This is a genomic window from Streptomyces sp. NPDC050625 (genome assembly GCF_040654755.1).
Lineage (GTDB): Bacteria > Actinomycetota > Actinomycetes > Streptomycetales > Streptomycetaceae > Streptomyces.
Genome location: NZ_JBFAIQ010000033.1, coordinates 58,600 through 75,946, shown reverse-complemented (window position 1 = coordinate 75,946; position 17,347 = coordinate 58,600). Strand labels below are relative to the sequence as shown.

Sequence of the window (17,347 nt, the reverse complement as noted above, 5' to 3'; positions counted from 1 at the left end):
GGAAGGAACCCGGGTCCAGGAGCAGCTCGATCCGCTCCCGCGCCGTCAGCTTGCCCTTGGCGTGCTGCGCCTCGGTCGCCTTCTCGCTGGGGCCCACCACTGCCTGCGCACGAATCCCGTGCAGCTCGGCGACCCGCCCGCGCGCGTCCGTCGGCTCGCCGGTCGGCTCGCCCGTCTTCTCTTCCACAACGGTCATGTAGCGACCTTACGAAGGACAGCAAGGAAAGCGAGCCGTCGACTCCGTACAGTCTCCGGCCCGTTTTCCTGGTACCCCTGAACAGAACCTCGACGGCATGCAGGCCTTCCGACTGCTCAGAGGGCGTCGGCGTTGTAGAGGTGCCACAAAGCCGTCACCGGAGAGCCACCTCACATTCTTGTGTGGCACATGCCATCCCCGGAGTGACACGGAGCCTCAAACGGCGGCCTGCCGACAGTACCTCGACCGTGTCGTCCGCCCGGACCACCGAGCGCACGGGACGGTCCCAGACGATCTCCAGCGGCGCGCCCGTGCGCGGCGGCTCGCTGACGCAGAGGGTAGCGGTACGGCCGTGCCGCCGGACCAGCACGCTCGCTCCCCCGGACGCCCCCAGGGGCCCTGCCGTGCCGGCCTGCCAGAAGTTGGCCGCCGTCAGGCCGAGGGACGGGACCGCGACCGCCTGCGCCCGGGCGTCGTTGGCGAGGACGGACAGCCAGTGACGGTCGGCCGCGCGGGCGGCGACCGCGTGGCGGGAGGCGCCGGGGAGGAGGAGGTAGACGTAGCCGGCGTCGGTGGGGTCGGTTCCATGGTCGAGCCACAGCGTCTGCCAGCGCCGGGTGCGCCGCTCCGTCGTGCTCGTGCTGTTGATGTCCGACCAGGCGCCGGTGCGGTCCTCGCGCAGGGCCCGCAGGTCACCGCCGCACGGCAGGACCCAGCCGCCGTGCCCCTCCAGGTGGGCCCAGGACCGGCCGCGTACGAAGGCCTGGGTGCCGCCCTCCCCCAGGTTGCGGTTGTCCACGACCGTCTCGACGGGCACCCCGTCGGCGCAGGTGATGCCGGCGCCGAGGCAAACCACGGCGTCCGCGACGCAGAACCACGACTTGCGGGCCTCCAGCGTGGAGTCGAGGCCCTTCAGATGCTGCCCGACCGCCGCGTACTCCCCGTCCGTGGTGCCGCCGACCCATCGCACGTCCGGCTTGGGCGCGCCCCACTCGCCGCCGGCCCGGTCGGCGAGGCGCCTGGTGGAGACGGTCGTGCCCGGCAGCCGGTACCAGTCCACCGTGGGCCAGAACCAGTCGGTGTACTGATCGCTCGGGCCCTCGGCCCACCACTGGAGCATCCCGGCGCCGGTGTGCCAGCCGCGCGGGTTCTCGCCGTTGCCGCACTCGTAGTGGGCGATCCGGTCGCTGCTCATGGAGAGGCCGGCGACGAATCCGGGGCGGCGGTGCACGGCGCGGTCCATGGCGGCGAAGAGGTGATGGCCGACGGGTTCGGGGGCGGCCGGTACGGGTGAGTCGGCCACGGCGTGCAGCCGGGCGAGGTCGGCGACCTCGAACTGACGACTGGTCAGGATGGGTGTGACGTCGTTCCGTTGGATCCATCCCTTGATCCGGCCGTACCAGCGCTGCCGCTCCTCCTCGTCGACACCGCCCGCGAGCAGCGTGACGGCCGCGACGAGCGCCTGCCCGTGGAAGTGGTCGCTGCGCATGACGTGCAGATCGTCGTCGGCCAGGTAACCGCGGCTGATGGCACGGCCGTTGACGCCATCCATCACCAACCCGTCGTGGATGAGCGGCGCGTAGGCCCGCTCGACGCTGTCCAGGACGTTCCGCCGGCCGGGGTCGGTGACCTCCCACGTGGAGCCGGCGAGAAGCGCGAAGAGCCGGCCGAGTCCGTCGAGCATGACCTGTCCGTACGTGCCGGAGTAGGCGACCCAGGTGTGCTGGACGAACGAGCCGTCGGCGTACAGCCCGTCCCCCTTCGTCACGTACGGGAAGACGGGCGACAGGGCGTCCCGGGCGAGCGCGATGCGGTCGCCGGCCCGGCCGAGGACACCACGCAGGGCGACGGAGCGGCACAGGTCGACGCGGTTGGCGCCGGTGGAGGTGCCGGAGTAGTCCGTGAGCGCGCTGTCCGGGATGAAGTGGTCGACGGCCGCGCAGGCCGCGCCGACGCGGGCGTCGCCGAGGTGGTCGTACAGGGCAGCCGTGATGTCCATGAGCAGGCGGGGGCTGCCGATCTGCCACTCCCACCAGTTGCCGTAGCGGGTGGTGGCGGGGTTGTAGACCGTGGCGGAGAGGTGGTCGAGGCCGCGGAGGACGTCCGCGAGGAGGCCCTCGTCGCCTGTCGAGCCGGTGCCGGCCTGGGCGTAGGCCTGGGCCATCGTCCACAGGCGGCCGTAGCTCCGGGTGATGCCGGCGGGCGGGTCGAAGGGGTGTCCCGGCCACAGGGAGGTGGGCGTCGGGGTCATGGTGGCGCGTAAGGCGCGGGCCAGTTCTCCGGTCTGGGCCAGACGGGAGGCGTAGGGCTCCGCGGCGGGGTCGTAGCCGGTGCCGAGGGCGATGTCGAGCCAGCGGTGCCGGAGGGCCGCGTAGGGGTCGGCGGCGGTGGCGCGGGCGGTCGGGGTGCCCGGGGCCAGGGCACTCGCGAGCAGGGCGGCGGTGAGGAAGGCGCGGCGCGTGGAGGTCATGCCCTTGGCGTCTACCACCACACCCTTCACCCGGTCACCACGTGACGCACTGTATTGGCGGAAACACGCCGGTGGACTATGTTGAACATTGAACGGAATAGGTCTACGGTCGTCCCTGTTGACGTCTTTGAACATTCAACATCAAGACTTCCGTCCCCAAAGGAGCAACGTCATGGGCATCTTCGGCCGCAAGAACACCTCCGAGTCCGCCGCCCCCGCCGCCACGCCGGCCGCCGTGAACCCGGACCTGGCCGCGCTCACCGGCGAGTACACGATCGACCCGGCCCACACCACGATCGGCTTCGTGGCCCGCCACGCCATGGTCACCAACGTCAAGGGCGGCTTCCTCGACTTCTCGGGCACGCTGCACCTGGACGGTTCCGACCCGGCGAAGTCCACCGCGTCCCTCGACGTCAAGATGGACAGCATCGACACGGGCAACGCCGACCGGGACGGCCACCTGAAGTCGTCGGACTTCTTCAAGACGGACGAGTTCCCGACGATGACCTTCCGCTCCACCAAGGCGGAGGCCCTGGGCGGCGACGACTACCGCATCACCGGCGACCTGTCGATCCTCGGTGTCACCAAGCCGCTCTCCATCGACCTGGAGTTCAACGGCTCCGCGAAGGACCCCTTCGGCAACGAGCGCGTCGGCTTCGAGGGCAAGGCGGAGATCCTGCGCTCGGAGTGGGGCCTCACCTGGAACGCCGCGCTGGAGACCGGTGGCGTCCTCGTCTCCGACAAGATCAAGCTGAACTTCGACATCTCGGCGATCAAGAACGCGTGAGCCGCCGGCGGGGCAGCCCGAAACGGCCGTCACCCCGCCCGGCATCCCACACCCCGAGCGCGCCCGCCCTTCACTCCCCCCGTGTCGAAGGGCGGGCGCTCGCGTGCCCGCCCCTTCCGTCAGGGCAACCCCGCGACCGCCCGCGCCGTCTCTCAAGCCGACACCGTTGGGGGAGGCACATCGATGGCCATGGTCGGCCTGTTCTGGATCACCGAGGACTGCGTGTACGTGGGGACCGAGCCGGTGGGCACGGCGTCCGCCGTACGTCTGACGGAACACGGCGTCGAGGCCCTGGGCGTAGAGCACGGCAGGTCCTGGAGCTGGAGCGAGGTACGGCGGATCGAGGTCCGTGACGTGGCCGTGCGGTCGGCCGCGCGGCGCTTCGCCTCCGTCGCCTTCGACTCGCTGGTCGTACTGGTGACCGGCGACGGCGTCCTCCCGCCCGCCTACACCGTGCGCGTGGAGACCGTGGCGGACGACAGCGTCGACGTGAGCGTCTTCTCCGCCGTCACGGGCGGGATCTACACCCCGGAGGAGTACGACCTCTCCCGCACCCTCCAGGAACGCCTCACCGACGGCCGCACGCCCGTCACCGACCTGCTCGCCTGGCGCCGCGACCACCCCGCCGAGAGCGCCCCGCCCCGCGAGGAGCGCGAGGCGCTGCTGCGGAAGTGGACCGGCGACTAGGACTCGCGCACCTCGAACTCGCACCACACGAACTTGCCCGGGTTCCGCTCCCCCACCCCCCATTTGTCCGCGAGGACACTCACCAGCAGCAGCCCCCTGCCGTGCTCCGACTCCGGGGACGAGTCCGGGATTCGGACCGTGCCGGGGCCGCTGTCGTGGAGTTCCAGCCGCAGCACGCCGTCGCCGTCCAGGGCGAGACGCAGGCCGAATCCCCGGCCCGGCGGTACGCCGTGGAGCAACGCGTTGGTGGCCAGCTCACTGACGCAGAGCAGCACGTCGTCGCCGCGCTCGGCCACGGCCCAGTCGGTGAGGGCGTCGTGCGTGAACTCTCGGGCCAGGCGAACGGATCTGCGGTCGCGGGGGTAGAACGCCCTGCGGGTGCCGGAGTGTTGGGGTTCCGCGTTCATGAGGCCAGTGTCACTGTGTGTCACTACAGTGGACCAATGGGTGAAGTCGTAGTTCTGATTGCTACGACTCCACTACGAGGACTTCGGGTGTGCACGGGGGAAAGGACCACGCATGCACTCGGCGAGGAAGCCCAAGAAGGTCGGTTCGTGGCAGGCGGTCGGGGCGCTGGTCGCCCACTATCGAAGGCAAGCGCGGCTTACGCAGGAGCAGTTCGCGGAGTTGGCGAGCGTGCACGTGGACACGGTGGGATCCATCGAGCAGGGGAGGTTGGCTCTTCAGCCGGATCGCGCCGAACAGTTCGATGAACTCTTGGGTACGGGCGGGGCGTTAGCCGTATTGGTTGCCCAACTGCCCGTGCGGGAGCGGATCGTGCAGTTCGCTCAGGGACTGGTGGATCACGAGCAGGAGGCCCTCAGTTTTCTCTCGTACGAGGTTCAGGTGGTCCCAGGACTGCTTCAGACCCGGGACTACTGCCGTGCCGTCTTCGGCTACCGGTATCCGGCACTGGGGAGTGAGACGGCCGAGCAGTGGGTGAACGCGCGCATGGAGCGGCAGTTGGTGTGGCAGCGGGAACGACCGCCCGTGGGCCACTTCGTCATCGAGGAGAGCGTCCTGCGGCGGAAGGTCGGTAGTCCTGAAGTGATGCGGGAGCAGATCTGTCAGATCCTGGAGTACACGGAACCGATCCACATGAGCTTTCAGATCATGCCCGAGGAACGGACACCGCACGCCGGTCTCGGCGGCCCCATGGTTCTGCTGGAGACACCCGAGCACGAGCATCTGGCATATCTGGAAGTGCAGAGCGCCAGTTTCCTTGTGGACGACCCAAATGAGGTCAGCGGCTATCACCACAAGTATGGAATGCTGCGGTCTCAGGCACTCTCTCCCGACGAGAGCGTGCGCCTCTTGCTCGGACTGCTAGGAGACCGATGAGCACCGCACTTCAGTGGTTCAAGTCCAGCTACAGCAGCAGCGAAGGCGGCAACTGCGTCGAGGTAGCCACCACCTCCGCCACCGTCCACATCCGCGACTCCAAGACCCCCGACAGCCCCATCCTCAGGGTCTCCCCCTCGACCTGGAGTGCGTTCCTGGCGTCCGGGTCGGGACTGGTCGTGCCGCACTCGGCGTAGGGCGTTTCGGGACCGGCAGCAGCCACCAGGCCACGGCGACGGACAGTGCGGCGCCGACGGCGATCGCGGCCAGGCGGGTGGGCAGCAGGCTGCTCGCGTCCTGGCCGAAGTAGCCGAGCAGGAGGGACAGGGCGGTGGTCATGCCGGCCGCCCAGTAGGCGTAGTTGAGGGGACGTAGCCACAGGGCCACGGCCAGGACCGCGAACATGACGGCCACCGCCGTGTGCCCGGTGATCCCCAGCGCCGCCACGCCGGTGGCCAGCAGCGTGCCCGCGCAGGCTCCGGCGAAGCGCTCGACTCCCTTGCGCAGTACGTCGGTTCGGCCGCGGTTGCCGCTCCCGACGACGTACGCGGTGAGCACCGCCCACGGCCAGTGGTGGTCGAAGAGGAGCCGGCCGAGGGCGAAGGCGGCCGCGACGGCCACCGCCATCTGCAGGGCCATCCGGGTGCTGGGGCGGGGGCGGAGCCGGGACAGGCGCCGTGGGGAGGGAGCGGTTGCGGGTTCGGCGGGCCAGGGGCCGTAGGTGTCGGCGAGCCCCTGCACCAGCCAGACGCTGCCGCAGGCCAGCACCCCGATCAGTGCCGACCAGGCCCAGTTCACCAGCGCGCCCTGCGCCTCGGACGGCAGCGCGGGGCCGGGGACGACGAGGAGCGCGACGAACGGCAGGGTCATCAGCGTGCCCGCCCTGGTGGCGGCGGGGCCGTAGCGGCGGATCCAGATGGGCAGCGAGATCCCGGCGGTGAATACGGCGGCGCCCATCGCGTAGTGCGCGGCGATCAGATGGCCGACCAGCGCGCAGACCGCGGCGACGGCGGGGAGCAGGACGAGGGCGGTGAGCCGTTCGCGGGCGTCGGCCGTCCGCCCGCTTCTGGCGAGGACGAAGGCCAGGGCGACCGCGAGGACGACGGAGTCCGTGTGCAGTCCGGCGGCGCCCTCCAGGCGGAGGGCGGCGGCCCAGCAGAGCAGCACGGCCGTCATCGTCAGCGCCGCTTCGTACGCGTTGCGTATCAGTTTGGCGGTCACTAGGCCGATGGTACGGGGGGACGCGCCGTACAGATAGTAAGAGTTGGCGTACGATTCCGGCCATGGACGACCTCTCCGAAGCCGCCCGCGTCCGACGCGGTGTCGTGCGGCTGAACCGTCGGCTGCGTCAGGAGCGCGGCGACGGGAGCCTCAGCTCCAATCAGCTCGCCATCCTCGGGCATCTGCACCGGCACGGCTCGGCGACCCCCGGAGAGATCGCTGCGGCCGAGCGGCAGCGGCCGCAGTCGCTCACCCGGGTCTTCGCGGAACTGGAGACGGAGGGGCTGATCGCGCGGGAGCCGGGCACGGCGGACCGGCGCCGGTCGGTGCTGACGCTCACGGCTCAGGGTCGGCGGGCGCTGGAGCGGGACATGGCCGACCGCGACGCCTGGCTGGCCACCGCGCTCGCGTCCCTCGGCGAGACCGAGCGGGGCGTGCTGGCGCTGGCGGGCGCGCTGCTGGAGCGGCTGGCCGACCTGCCCGGACCGGAGGCCTGAGCGGCCGGACCGGTGAGGGCGTCGGCTCACTAACCGCCGAAGTCCCCGCCACCCCCACCGAAGTCGCCGCCTCCGCCGAAGTCCCCGCCCCCGCCGTCCCCGAACCCGCCCCCGAAGTCACCGGGGTCGAAGTCCGCGCCGGAGACGTCGCCGCCCTCGTAGCCGCCGCCGAAGTCGCCGTACCCGGTGCCGTAGTCGGCCGCGTAGGACGGGGTGGCCATCGCGCTGCCGAGCAGGGTGCCGACGAGCAGTCCCGGCAGGATGCCGCCGCCGAAGTAGCCGCCCGCCCAGGGGCCGTAGGCCGGGCCCGCGTCCCAGTAGGGGCGGCGGCCGTGGTCGGTGTCCACCTCGCGGACGACGGGGTCGCGGCCGTCGGCCAGCCGGGTCCGGTCCGCCGCGCAGACCGGCACCTCGCGGGACGAGCCTCCGGGAGGTGTCCAGATCGCGTCGGTGACCGAGGGGCCGTGGCGCGGGTCGAAGAAGCAGGGCGGACGGCGCTCGGGCAGCGGGCGGCCCTCGCGGCGGGCGGCCAGCTGGGCGAGGGAGAACCGGCCGTCCTCCAGGGCCTGGGTGACGGCCCGGACGTCCTCCGGTCTGCGGGCCTCCGCCATGGACTGCTTCGCCTGTTCATAGGCGTCCAGCGCGCGCTCGTAGTCCGCGCGCATCGCGTCGTCGGCGCCCGCCTCCGCCGGGTGGAAGTCCAGCCGGTCCAGCTCCTCGCCGAAGGCGGTGATGTCCTCGTCGACCACCACCCGCAGCCGCTCCAGGGCGGCCCGCTGTTCCTCGTCATGGCGCCGGCGGCCGCGCCGGACCAGCGCGTACGCGCCCACGCCGGCCGCCACCACCACGGCACCGGCCGTGATCACCGCCGTGCTGGAGACGCCCCCGCCGCTTCCGGGGGAGCCCCAGGAGGCGGGGGCCCGGCCGCCCATGTTGGCCAGGGCCCGGTTCGTGAAGTCGGTCAGCTGGGTCCTGGCGGGCTCGCCCTGGACGCTGGTGACCAGGTTCCGCACGGCAGTTCGCGGCAGGACCGCGGAGTCGGCGCGGGCGTCGAAGCCGTTGCCGAGGCGGATGGCGTAGAGACCGGTGATGCCGGTGGCGGTGCGCAGGTCGGTGAAGAGGTTCCGGGTGGGATAGCCGGCCGGCAGGACCGCGATGAAGAGCGGCCTGTCGGCGGCCCTGATCTGCCTGTCGAGCGACCGCACGGCCGCCGCCGAAATCTGTCCGGAGGCCGCCGGGTCGATGTACACGGGATCCCTGCGGAGGGCTTCGGCGATCGTCGAGACACTGGTGACACTGGTGGCCGCCGAGGCGCCCGGCGCCAGCACGGTGAGAAGGGCAAGCGCCAGGGCCAGCAGCAGCCCGGCCGGGCCTCGGGTCCGTACGACGGCCTTCATGTCTCGAAGCTACCCGAACCCACAGAAATTGGTCAGATGACCGGGAATGGTCGTATCTGCAGCATGGTCATACATGCAGCTGGGAGGCGCCCCACCGTCGGATGCGCCTCCCAGCTGCCGCTCAGGCCGCCCGATAGGCCGCCGTCAGCGCCCGCACCGCCTCTCCATAGCGTCCGGTCAGCAGCAGATGGTCCGCGTCGGCGAAGGGCTTCGCCACCGCCGCGATGATCCGCTGCCCGATCCTGTTCTGCACGATCAGCCGCGCCTCGGCGACCAGCGCGCGCCCGGTGCCGTCCGCGCCCTTCTTCTCGGCCACCCTGGCCGCGGCCCCGAGCGCCCGCAGCGCCTTCGCGCCGCCCCGCGGAACCTCGGTCAGGGTCGTGAGCCCCCAGCCGTAGGGGAACTGCGGGTCGTACGACGAGTCGCCGACGTTGATGGGCAGCTGGGCCTCGGACCTGGGCCAGGTCACCGGGAGCTGCCCGGTGAAGGGCCGCCTGCCGTACAGCACGTCGGCCACGCCGTCGCCCTCCGTGCCCGGCAGCCAGGAGGCGACCAGCGCGTCGATCTCGCCGAGCCGGTCGCCGATCAGCTGCGGCCGCCCGGAGACGATCAGCACGGCGCACTTCATGGCCGCGCACACCTTGTCCACGGCGGCCCGGTCGGCGGCGGACAGCTCCAGGTCGTGTCCGTTGCCGACGTCTCCGACGCCCTCGGCGTACGGGGTCTCGCCGACGACGACCACGCCGACGTCATAGCCGGAGGTGGGCGCCGAGGCGTCCTTGGAGTAGGTGACGGACCCGCCGACGTTGCGCAGGCCCTGAAGGACGGTCGTGCCCTTGGTGATGTTCCCGGAGGAGCCCTGCCAGGTGAGCGTCCAGCCGCCGCTCTGGTTGCCGATGTCATCGGCGTTGGAGCCGGCGACGTAGACCTTCTGCGCCTTCTTCAGGGGCAGTACGCCGCCGTCGTTCTTCAGCAGCACCTGGGACTCGGCGGCGGCCTGGCGGGCGACCGCCCGGTGCTCCGGCGAGCCGATCCGCGCGGCACCGCTTGTGTCGGCGTACGGGTGCTCGAAGAGGCCGAGGCGGAACTTCTGGGTGAGGATGCGGGAGACAGCGTCGTCGACGCGCTTCTCGCTGATCCGGCCGGCCCGCACCTCGTCCATGAGCTTGGCGCTGAAGTCCTTGTAGGAGTACGGCACCATCATCATGTCGACGCCCGCGTTCACCGCCGTGCGGACGTGCGACCCGTAGTCGCCGGGGAGCTGGTCGATGGCGTTCCAGTCGCTGATGACGAAACCATCGAAGCCCATCCGGCCCTTGAGCACACCGTTGATCATGTCGGCGCGGGCGTGCATCTTCACCGGCCCCTGTCCGTCGCCGAGGATGTCGAGCGAGGAGTACGAGGGCATGACCGTGCCGACGCCCCGGTCGACGGCGGTCTCGTAGGGCGCCAGGTGGACGGCCTCCAGCTGCTGCCGGGTGACCTTGGTGACGCCCTGGTCGATCGTGTACGACCCCGTGGTCGACGAGCCGAACTCGGTGCCGCCGTCGCCGACGAAGTGCTTGGCGGTGGCGAGGACCTTGTCGCCCCGGCTCAGGTCCTTGCCGTTCGCGCGTCCTTGGAGGCCCTGGATGACCGTCTCCATGGACTCGACGAGCGCCGGGTCCTCGCCGAAGGACTCGTACGAGCGGCCCCAGCGTTCGTCACGGGTGACACAGAGGCAGGGCGCGAAGTCCCAGGGGATGCCGGTGGCGCGCACCTCGGCCGCCGTCACCGAACCCGCCTGCTGGGCGAGTCGGGGGTCCCGTGTCGCGCCGATGCCGATGTTGTGCGGCATGACCGTGGCGCCGGCCAGGTTGTTGTGGCCGTGCACCGCGTCGACGCCGTAGATCAGCGGGATCTGGAAGCGGGTCGCCTGCGCCCTCAGCTGGAAGCCGTCGATCATCTTCGCCCAGGCCTCGGGGGTGTTGGGCGTGGGGGTCGAGCCGCCGCCGGAGAGCAGGGAGCCGAGGTCGTACGTGGCGATGTCACCGCCGTTCGCCACGGCACCGCGCTCGGCCTGGGTCATCTGGCCGGCCTTCTCCGCCAGGGACATACGGGAGAGAAGATCGGCGACGCGCTTCTTCACCGGCAACTTGGCGTTCAGATACGGCAGTCCGTGCGCGTCGACGACGATCTGCGGTGTCTCGGCCGGGGGTTTGGCGCCGGTCACCGTGAGCTTGAGGGGGATCGCCTCGGCGGGCTCGGCCGCCTTGTCCTTGAGGGTGGGGACCCGGATGGTCCGCGCGGCGCCGGAGGCCGTGCCCGCCGGGAAGGTGAGCGTGCCGGAGACCGGGCTGTAGTCCTTGCCGGGGTCGGCGCTCCCGGTGGCAGCCGTCTCGTAAGCGACGGTCACGGGCTCGTCGAGCGGGGCGGAGCCGGTGGTGGCGACGGTGACCTCGACGGTGGCCGTGTCGCCCTCACGGACCGGATAGACGGCGGAGTCGGTGGCGATGGAGGCGCGCAGGGACTGGTCGGCCTTTCCGTACAACTCGACGTCGTCCATGGCGAATCGACCGTGCACGCCGACCGGGAGCGTGACGGCGTACCCCCACATCTGCGTCAGTCCGAGGACGTGGTCGATGCCGCCGACGGGCTGGTAGTCCGTGCGGTAGACGAAGTCGGCGAAGGGGATCTCGATCTGTTTCCAGCCGCTGAAGTCGTCGGTGAAGGAGGTGGTCCAGAGTTCGGAGGCCTCGCCGTTGGCGCCGCCGTCCTTGATCTCGAAGGCGATCTTCTTCCCATTGTCCTGGCCGTCCCACCAGAAGCGGATGCCCTGGTGGGCGGACCAGTCGTGGGCCGGCTGGTTCGCGGCGAAGTCGTGGGTGAAGCCGCCGTAGCCGCTGATGTCGTACGTACCGGAGAGGACCTTGGCGCCCTCGGGGGCGTCGGTGCGGTCGGCGAGGGTGAGTGCGGGCGGGTCGTCGCTGTCGCCGCCCCAGGTGAAGATGCCCTCGGCGGGCTGGGAGGCGAAGGGGACCTCGCCCTCGAAGCGGTCGACGGGGACGGGCGGGGGATCGTCGGCCGCGTGGGCCGACGCGAGCGGCAGGAGCGCGGTCAGCAGACCGGCTGAGGCGAGCAGGGCGGTTCTTCGCATGGACCTTCCCTCGGCTCTCGTGGTTCACTCATGACTTAGCTCACGCCATGAGTTAACTAGCGCCCCGGAAACCCGTCAAGACGTCACGTCAGCACGGATTCGGGTCCAAATCCCCTCTGCAGCAGGCTTGTTGTCCCCCACGAGAAGGGCTGCGCAGCATGAGCAGAACCCCATCCGCGGTCCGGCTGCTCCTGGCCGGACTGCTCACCGCGGCGGGCTTCACCGCGGCCGTACCCCCCGCGCACGCGGCCGGCGAGCAGGTCACCGCCTGGCTGACCACCACCGACGACGACGCCGGACGCCATGTGGTCCGCGGGCTCCAGGCGCAGACGCCGTTCGCCTTCCAGTCCGGTGCCGGGGGCGGCGGCGAGAACATCACCGTCGACGAGAACACCCGCTACCAGACCTTCACCGGGGGCGGCGCGTCCTTCACGGACACCGCGGCCTGGCTGATGAACGGCAGCGGGGCGCTGTCGCAGGCGACCCGGGACGCGACCATGCGGAAGCTGTTCTCGCCGACGGACGGGATCGGGCTGTCGTTCCTGCGCAATCCGATGGGCGCCTCGGACCTGGCGCGGTACGGGTACACGTACGACGACGTGCCGGCCGGGCAGAGCGACCCCTCCCTGGCGAAGTTCTCGATCGCGCACGACCTCGCGGACGTCGTCCCGCTGACGAAGCAGGCGCTCCAGCTGAACCCGTCCCTGACGGTGATGGCCTCACCCTGGACCGCGCCGGCCTGGATGAAGGACAGCGGCTCGCTCAACGGGGGCTGGCTGAAGGCGGAGGACTACGGGGCGTACGCCTCGTACTTCGTCAAGTACCTCCAGGCGTACCGGGACCAGGGCGTGGACGTCTCGTACGTGACCCCGCAGAACGAGCCGACCTGCTGTTCCGGCTATCCGTCGATGAGCTGGAACGCGAGCGGCCTGGCGTACTTCATGAAGAGCGAGCTGCTGCCGAAGCTCCAGTCGGCGGGGCTGAGGACGAAGGTCCTGGCGCACGACTGGAACTGGGACGTCTACGACTCCTACGCCGCCCAGTCGGTCGACGACCCGGCTATCCGCAACCACCCCAACTTCGGCGGGATCGCCTGGCACGGCTACGGCGGTGACGTCGGCAAGCAGACGTCCGTCCACAACCAGTACCCCGCACTGGACGCCTTCGGCACCGAGCACTCCGGCGGCACCTGGATCGCGAACCAGCAGCGCGAGGACATGCTCAACATCGTGGACTACACCCGGAACTGGGCGAAGTCGGTGACGAAGTGGTCGCTGGCCGTGGACCAGGACAAGGGCCCCCACAACGGGGGTTGCGGCACCTGCACCGGACTGATCACCGTGCACAACGGGGACGGGCAGAGCGGGACGGTCGACTACACGGTCGAGTACTACACGATGGGCCACCTGACCAAGTTCGTACGGCCGGGCGCCCAGCGCATCGCGTCCACGGCCTCCTCCTCCGTGCCGAACGTGGCCTGGCGCAACCCGGACGGTTCGAAGGCGCTGATCGCCTACAACGACGCGTCCACCGCGAAGACCGTCACGATCAACTGGGGTTCACAGCACGCGACTTACTCGCTGCCCGGCAAGACGTCGGCCACCTTCACCTGGTCGGGCACGCAGTCGGGCGGGGGCGACCGGTCGGGAGCGTTCGTCGGGCTCGCCGGCAAGTGCCTGGACGTGGCGGGCGCGTCGAGCGCCAACGGTACGGCGGTGCAGCTCTACGACTGCAACGGCACCACGGCACAGCAGTGGACCGTGGCGGCCGACGGTTCGGTCAGGGCACTCGGCAAGTGCCTCGACGTGACGTCGGGTTCGACCGCTGACGGGGCGAAGGTGCAGTTGTACGACTGCAACGGGACCGGTGCACAACGGTGGTCGTACAACTCCTCCACCGGTGATGTCGTGAATACCGCGGCGAACAAGTGCCTCGACGTGACCGACAACTCGTCGGCGAACGGCGCACGGGCACAGATCTGGTCGTGCACCGGCGCCGCCAACCAGAAGTGGCAGTTGCAGTAGCTCGGTCGGGGAGGGCGGGGGCACATGAGACGTGCGGGAGCGTCGGTGGTCGGCGCGGTGGCGGGGGTTCTGCTGCTGGGTGGGTGCAGTCCTGCGGAACTGCCGCTCGCCGCTGTGACCCTGGACGCGGCAGGGGAGCCGGTGGTGATCGTCCGGCCGTGCGGCGACGATCGCATCGGTCCGGCTCGGCTGGACAGCGGACCGATGCGGGGCGAGGACCCGGCCCGGGATCCTGGCACCTCCTGGTGGCAGACGTCCGACGCCCGCATCGGCTCGACCACGTTCCGTCTGTTCTCCCCGCCCGGTTCCTTCGAGGCGGAGAAGTCCGGCGTCCAGAAGATGCTGCCCGACCGCTGGTACTCCGTGCACATCTTCGGCGGCCGCGGAGGCTTCGACGACTACAACGTCAGTGTCTCCTTCTCCCCCGATGACCTGGCCCGGCTGAAGCCCGGCCAGGTCTGGGCCGACGGCCGGGCCATGAGCCGGGACGAGTTCGGCGACCTCGTGGGTGACCAGTGCTGAGGCGGCGAACCTGCGCCGTGGTGGGGTCGTCGCCGGGGCTCTGCTGCTCAGCGGGTGTGCCGCCGTCGATCTGCCGCTCGCCGGGGTTCGGATGGGGGCGGACGGGGTGCCGTACGCGCTGCTCCGGCCCTGTGGGAGCGACAGCTACCGGACGCCGTCGCTCGACGGGTGGGCGAAGGGGGCCGAGGACGGGCCCGCCACCACCGGGTGGGACGTGCGGAAGGAGGAGCTGAGCGGCAACGCCCGGTTCCCGTTGTTCTCGCCGCCTCACTCCTGGCGGGCCCGGCACCGGGGGGCGCAGCGGCTGCTGCCGGAGCACCGGTACTCGCTGGCCTTCGGCCACTACGTCACCGGCGACTCCTACAACGGGGTCGTCGAGTTCACCACCGCGGAGATCGCCCGGCTGAAGCCCGGCCAGGTCTGGGCCGACGGCCGGGCTATGAGCCCCGGCGAGTTCGAGAGGCTCGCCGAGGACTCCTGCTGAGCGCCGGTTACTGGGCGGGCTCCACGCCGGCCCGCAGCAGGCCGTAGGTGTAGGCGTCCTCCAGGGCCTGCCAGGAGGCGGCGATGACGTTCTCCGCGACACCCACCGTGGACCACTCGCCGGAGCCGTCGGAGGTGGCGATCAGCACCCGGGTGGTGGACTGGGTGCCGTGCACGCCCTCCAGGATGCGGACCTTGTAGTCGACGAGGTCGAGCTTGGCCAGCTGGGGGTAGATCTTCTCCAGGGCGACGCGCAGGGACCGGTCCAGGGCGTTGACCGGGCCGTTGCCCTCCGCCGTGGCGACGATGCGCTCGCTCTTGGCCCAGAGCTTGACCGTGGCCTCGTTGGCGTGGGTGCCGTCGGGGCGGTCCTCGACGATGGCGCGCCAGGACTCGACCTCGAAGTACTTCAGGGGCTTGCCCTCGACCTCGGCGCGGAGCAGGAGTTCGAAGGAGGCGTCCGCCGCCTCGTACGTGTAGCCCTGGAGCTCGCGCTCCTTCACGCGCTCGACTACCCGGCCGACCAGTTCGCGGTCGCCACCCAGGTCGATGCCCAGCTCCTTGCCCTTGAGCTCGACCGAGGCGCGGCCCGCCATGTCGGAGACCAGCATCCGCATGGTGTTGCCGACCTGCTCGGGGTCGATGTGCTGGTACAGGTCCGGGTCGACCTTGATCGCGGAGGCGTGCAGGCCCGCCTTGTGGGCGAACGCGGAGACACCCACGTACGGCTGATGGGTGGAGGGAGTGAGGTTGACGACCTCGGCGATGGCGTGCGAGATGCGCGTCATCTCACGGAGCCGGCCCTCCGGCAGGACCTTCTTGCCGTACTTCAGCTCCAGCGCCGCCACGACCGGGAAGAGGTTGGCGTTGCCGACGCGCTCGCCGTAGCCGTTCGCCGTGCACTGCACATGGGTCGCGCCCGCGTCCACCGCCGCGAGGGTGTTGGCCACCGCGCAACCGGTGTCGTCCTGGGCGTGGATGCCGAGCCGGGCGCCGGTGTCCGCGAGGACCGTCGAGACCACGGCCTGGACCTGGGCCGGCAGCATGCCGCCGTTGGTGTCGCAGAGGATGACCACGTCCGCGCCGGCCTCCGAGGCCGCCCGGACGACCGCCTTCGCGTACTCCGGGTTCGCCCGGTAGCCGTCGAAGAAGTGCTCGCAGTCGACGAAGACCCGGCGGCCCTGCTCGCGCAGGTGGGACACGGTGTCCCGGACCATCTCCAGGTTCTCGTCGAGCGTGGTGCGCAGCGCCAGTTCCACATGCCGGTCGTGCGACTTGGCGACCAGGGTGATCACCGGGGCGCCGGACTCCAGCAGCGCCTTGACCTGCGGGTCGTCCGCGGCCTTCGCGCCCGCCCGGCGGGTGGCGCCGAAGGCGACCAGCTGGGCGTTCTTGAAGTCGATCTCCTGCTGGGCGCGGGCGAAGAACTCGGTGTCCCGCGGGTTGGCCCCGGGCCAGCCGCCCTCGATGAAGCCCACGCCGAAGTCGTCCAGGTGCCGTGCGATGGCGAGCTTGTCCGCGACGGTGAGGTTGATGCCCTCGCGCTGAGCGCCGTCGCGCAGCGTGGTGTCGAAGACGTGGAACGAATCGTCGAGCTCGCTGGTTGCGGTCATGGTCTCAAGGCTCCTGTGTTGAATCTCGGTCTTACCGGAATGACCGGCTCCACCGTCCCTCCATACTCCCTCGCGCTCCGCTCCCGACTGAAGGTGGGCCAGGAAAACGAAAAAACCCCTCGCGGGTGCGAGAGGTCTGCGCGCGGGTCTAGGACGACGGTGGCCACCCGTACCTGGTCGTACGTGGTGGTCACTGCGGACCGGCGCGCCTGCTGCCAATAATCATGGCGAACGTGAGCACGGGGGCAGTCTGGCACAGCCCCGCCCCCGGCTCACGGGGTGTCTCAGGATGCGGTACGTACGAAGCGTCCCGCTCGTCTCTCATGTCCCGTTCGGGCGTCAGACATCGGGGGTGAGCAGGGCGTCCGCGACGAACTCGCGCACATGGGTCATGACCTGTTCCCGGTCCGTGCCGCGCAGCCCGACCGCGACATGGATGGAGAAGCCGTCGAGCAGGGCGCGCAGCCGGGCGGCGAAGCGGTCGGCGTCGACGGGGCGGAACTCGCCGCGGGAGACGCCCTCCGCGATCAGGGCAACCAGGTCGCGGTGCCAGGCGCCCTCGATGGCGGCCTGGCGGTCGCGGGCGTCGGCGTCGGCGGCAGCGCTCTGCGAGCGGTTCCAGACCTCCAGCCACAGGGTCCAGTGCGGGTCGCGGTGGCCGTCGGGGACGTACAGGTCCACATAGGCGTCCAGGCGCTCGCGGGCCGGGGCCCCGCGCATGAGCAGTCGGCCGCGCTCGGCGCCCAGTCTGCCCTCGCTCCACTCCAGGGTCTGGAGCAGGAGTTCGTCCTTGGAGCGGAAGTAGTACAGGAGATGGCCGCTGCTCATGCCGACCGCACGCCCCAGCGCCGCCATGGTGAGCTTCTCCAGACCGCGCTCGGCGATCATGTCCATGGCGGCGGCGAGGACCTCCTCGCGCGGCGGCGCGTTCTTGCGCGCACGGGCCGCACCGGCCATCTGCTGCTCCTGTGCT

General features: G+C 70.7%; 15 protein-coding genes and 1 pseudogene. 8 read left to right on the top strand and 8 right to left on the bottom strand.

Features of this window, described 5'->3' with window-relative positions; genetic code table 11:
* Nucleotides 1-196, bottom strand: a pseudogene (locus tag AB0I54_RS40545) (methylmalonyl-CoA carboxyltransferase); the annotation flags it as partial.
* 154 nt (nt 197-350) lie between these two features.
* On the bottom strand, nt 351-2,666 hold the full coding sequence (locus AB0I54_RS40540) for a polysaccharide lyase 8 family protein (RefSeq protein ID WP_363301346.1): 2,316 nt from the start codon (nt 2,664-2,666) through the stop codon (nt 351-353).
* Nucleotides 2,667-2,838: 172 nt separating this feature from the next.
* Between AB0I54_RS40540 and AB0I54_RS40535 the strand changes: the two genes are divergently transcribed.
* Together AB0I54_RS40535 and AB0I54_RS40530 are read left to right on the top strand one after the other, a co-directional pair.
* Nucleotides 2,839-3,453 (top strand): YceI family protein, encoded by a 615-nt coding sequence (locus AB0I54_RS40535; protein WP_363301345.1) that lies wholly within the window; start codon nt 2,839-2,841, stop codon nt 3,451-3,453.
* Nucleotides 3,454-3,636: 183 nt separating this feature from the next.
* Nucleotides 3,637-4,140, top strand: coding sequence for a hypothetical protein (locus AB0I54_RS40530; protein ID WP_363301344.1), 504 nt, complete (start codon nt 3,637-3,639; stop codon nt 4,138-4,140).
* Here AB0I54_RS40530 and AB0I54_RS40525 read toward each other — a convergent pair.
* Nucleotides 4,137-4,547, bottom strand: a complete 411-nt coding sequence (locus AB0I54_RS40525) for an ATP-binding protein (protein ID WP_363301343.1) — start codon at nt 4,545-4,547, stop codon at nt 4,137-4,139. The genes AB0I54_RS40530 and AB0I54_RS40525 overlap by 4 nt on opposite strands.
* A gap of 112 nt (nt 4,548-4,659) precedes the next feature.
* Between AB0I54_RS40525 and AB0I54_RS40520 the strand changes: the two genes are divergently transcribed.
* Together AB0I54_RS40520 and AB0I54_RS40515 are read left to right on the top strand one after the other, a co-directional pair.
* On the top strand, nt 4,660-5,481 hold the full coding sequence (locus AB0I54_RS40520) for a helix-turn-helix transcriptional regulator (protein ID WP_363301342.1): 822 nt from the start codon (nt 4,660-4,662) through the stop codon (nt 5,479-5,481).
* The gene (locus tag AB0I54_RS40515; protein ID WP_363301341.1) at nt 5,478-5,678 is read left to right on the top strand and encodes a DUF397 domain-containing protein; all 201 of its coding nucleotides are present in this window, start codon (nt 5,478-5,480) and stop codon (nt 5,676-5,678) included. The genes AB0I54_RS40520 and AB0I54_RS40515 overlap by 4 nt, the downstream gene beginning before the upstream one ends.
* Here the strand turns inward: AB0I54_RS40515 and AB0I54_RS40510 are convergent.
* On the bottom strand, nt 5,605-6,702 hold the full coding sequence (locus AB0I54_RS40510; protein WP_363301340.1) for an FUSC family protein: 1,098 nt from the start codon (nt 6,700-6,702) through the stop codon (nt 5,605-5,607). The two genes, AB0I54_RS40515 and AB0I54_RS40510, sit on opposite strands and share 74 nt — an antisense overlap.
* A 62-nt stretch (nt 6,703-6,764) precedes the next feature.
* Between AB0I54_RS40510 and AB0I54_RS40505 the strand changes: the two genes are divergently transcribed.
* Entirely contained in the window at nt 6,765-7,199 is a 435-nt protein-coding gene (locus AB0I54_RS40505) for a MarR family transcriptional regulator (RefSeq protein ID WP_363301338.1), read from the top strand.
* Nucleotides 7,200-7,228: 29 nt separating this feature from the next.
* On the opposite strand, the gene AB0I54_RS40500 is transcribed toward AB0I54_RS40505, so the two are convergent.
* Both AB0I54_RS40500 and AB0I54_RS40495 read right to left on the bottom strand, forming a co-directional pair.
* On the bottom strand, nt 7,229-8,596 hold the full coding sequence (locus tag AB0I54_RS40500) for a hypothetical protein (protein WP_363301337.1): 1,368 nt from the start codon (nt 8,594-8,596) through the stop codon (nt 7,229-7,231).
* A gap of 121 nt (nt 8,597-8,717) precedes the next feature.
* Entirely contained in the window at nt 8,718-11,732 is a 3,015-nt protein-coding gene (locus AB0I54_RS40495; protein ID WP_363301336.1) for a glycoside hydrolase family 3 N-terminal domain-containing protein, read from the bottom strand.
* A gap of 158 nt (nt 11,733-11,890) precedes the next feature.
* On the opposite strand from AB0I54_RS40495, the gene AB0I54_RS40490 reads away from it, so the two are divergent.
* The 3 genes from AB0I54_RS40490 to AB0I54_RS40480 are packed head-to-tail and all read left to right on the top strand — an operon-like array spanning nt 11,891 to nt 14,762.
* On the top strand, nt 11,891-13,756 hold the full coding sequence (locus AB0I54_RS40490; protein ID WP_363301335.1) for a lectin: 1,866 nt from the start codon (nt 11,891-11,893) through the stop codon (nt 13,754-13,756).
* A gap of 24 nt (nt 13,757-13,780) precedes the next feature.
* Complete coding sequence (locus AB0I54_RS40485; RefSeq protein ID WP_363301334.1) at nt 13,781-14,278, top strand: hypothetical protein; 498 nt, start codon at nt 13,781-13,783, stop codon at nt 14,276-14,278.
* On the top strand, nt 14,265-14,762 hold the full coding sequence (locus AB0I54_RS40480; protein ID WP_363301333.1) for a hypothetical protein: 498 nt from the start codon (nt 14,265-14,267) through the stop codon (nt 14,760-14,762). Before AB0I54_RS40485 ends, AB0I54_RS40480 begins: the two co-directional genes overlap by 14 nt.
* Before the next feature lie 7 nt (nt 14,763-14,769).
* Here the strand turns inward: AB0I54_RS40480 and cimA are convergent, their stop codons facing one another.
* Together cimA and AB0I54_RS40470 are read right to left on the bottom strand one after the other, a co-directional pair.
* Complete coding sequence (gene cimA, locus AB0I54_RS40475) at nt 14,770-16,374, bottom strand: citramalate synthase (RefSeq protein ID WP_363301332.1); 1,605 nt, start codon at nt 16,372-16,374, stop codon at nt 14,770-14,772.
* Nucleotides 16,375-16,713: 339 nt separating this feature from the next.
* The gene (locus AB0I54_RS40470) at nt 16,714-17,331 is read right to left on the bottom strand and encodes a TetR/AcrR family transcriptional regulator (RefSeq protein ID WP_363301331.1); all 618 of its coding nucleotides are present in this window, start codon (nt 17,329-17,331) and stop codon (nt 16,714-16,716) included.
* Between the last annotated feature and the right edge of the window lie 16 nt (nt 17,332-17,347).

What these genes read in the sequence shown, in the direction of transcription:
- cimA (WP_363301332.1), bottom strand. Translation starts at nt 16,374, where the DNA reads ATGACCGCAACCAGCGAGCTCGACGATTCGTTCCACGTCTTCGACACC.
- AB0I54_RS40485 (WP_363301334.1), top strand. Translation starts at nt 13,781, where the DNA reads ATGAGACGTGCGGGAGCGTCGGTGGTCGGCGCGGTGGCGGGGGTTCTG.
- AB0I54_RS40515 (WP_363301341.1), top strand. Translation starts at nt 5,478, where the DNA reads ATGAGCACCGCACTTCAGTGGTTCAAGTCCAGCTACAGCAGCAGCGAA.
- AB0I54_RS40540 (WP_363301346.1), bottom strand. Translation starts at nt 2,666, where the DNA reads ATGACCTCCACGCGCCGCGCCTTCCTCACCGCCGCCCTGCTCGCGAGT.
- AB0I54_RS40470 (WP_363301331.1), bottom strand. Translation starts at nt 17,331, where the DNA reads ATGGCCGGTGCGGCCCGTGCGCGCAAGAACGCGCCGCCGCGCGAGGAG.
- AB0I54_RS40505 (WP_363301338.1), top strand. Translation starts at nt 6,765, where the DNA reads ATGGACGACCTCTCCGAAGCCGCCCGCGTCCGACGCGGTGTCGTGCGG.
- AB0I54_RS40535 (WP_363301345.1), top strand. Translation starts at nt 2,839, where the DNA reads ATGGGCATCTTCGGCCGCAAGAACACCTCCGAGTCCGCCGCCCCCGCC.
- AB0I54_RS40530 (WP_363301344.1), top strand. Translation starts at nt 3,637, where the DNA reads ATGGCCATGGTCGGCCTGTTCTGGATCACCGAGGACTGCGTGTACGTG.
- AB0I54_RS40495 (WP_363301336.1), bottom strand. Translation starts at nt 11,732, where the DNA reads ATGCGAAGAACCGCCCTGCTCGCCTCAGCCGGTCTGCTGACCGCGCTC.
- AB0I54_RS40490 (WP_363301335.1), top strand. Translation starts at nt 11,891, where the DNA reads ATGAGCAGAACCCCATCCGCGGTCCGGCTGCTCCTGGCCGGACTGCTC.
- AB0I54_RS40525 (WP_363301343.1), bottom strand. Translation starts at nt 4,547, where the DNA reads ATGAACGCGGAACCCCAACACTCCGGCACCCGCAGGGCGTTCTACCCC.
- AB0I54_RS40520 (WP_363301342.1), top strand. Translation starts at nt 4,660, where the DNA reads ATGCACTCGGCGAGGAAGCCCAAGAAGGTCGGTTCGTGGCAGGCGGTC.
- AB0I54_RS40500 (WP_363301337.1), bottom strand. Translation starts at nt 8,596, where the DNA reads ATGAAGGCCGTCGTACGGACCCGAGGCCCGGCCGGGCTGCTGCTGGCC.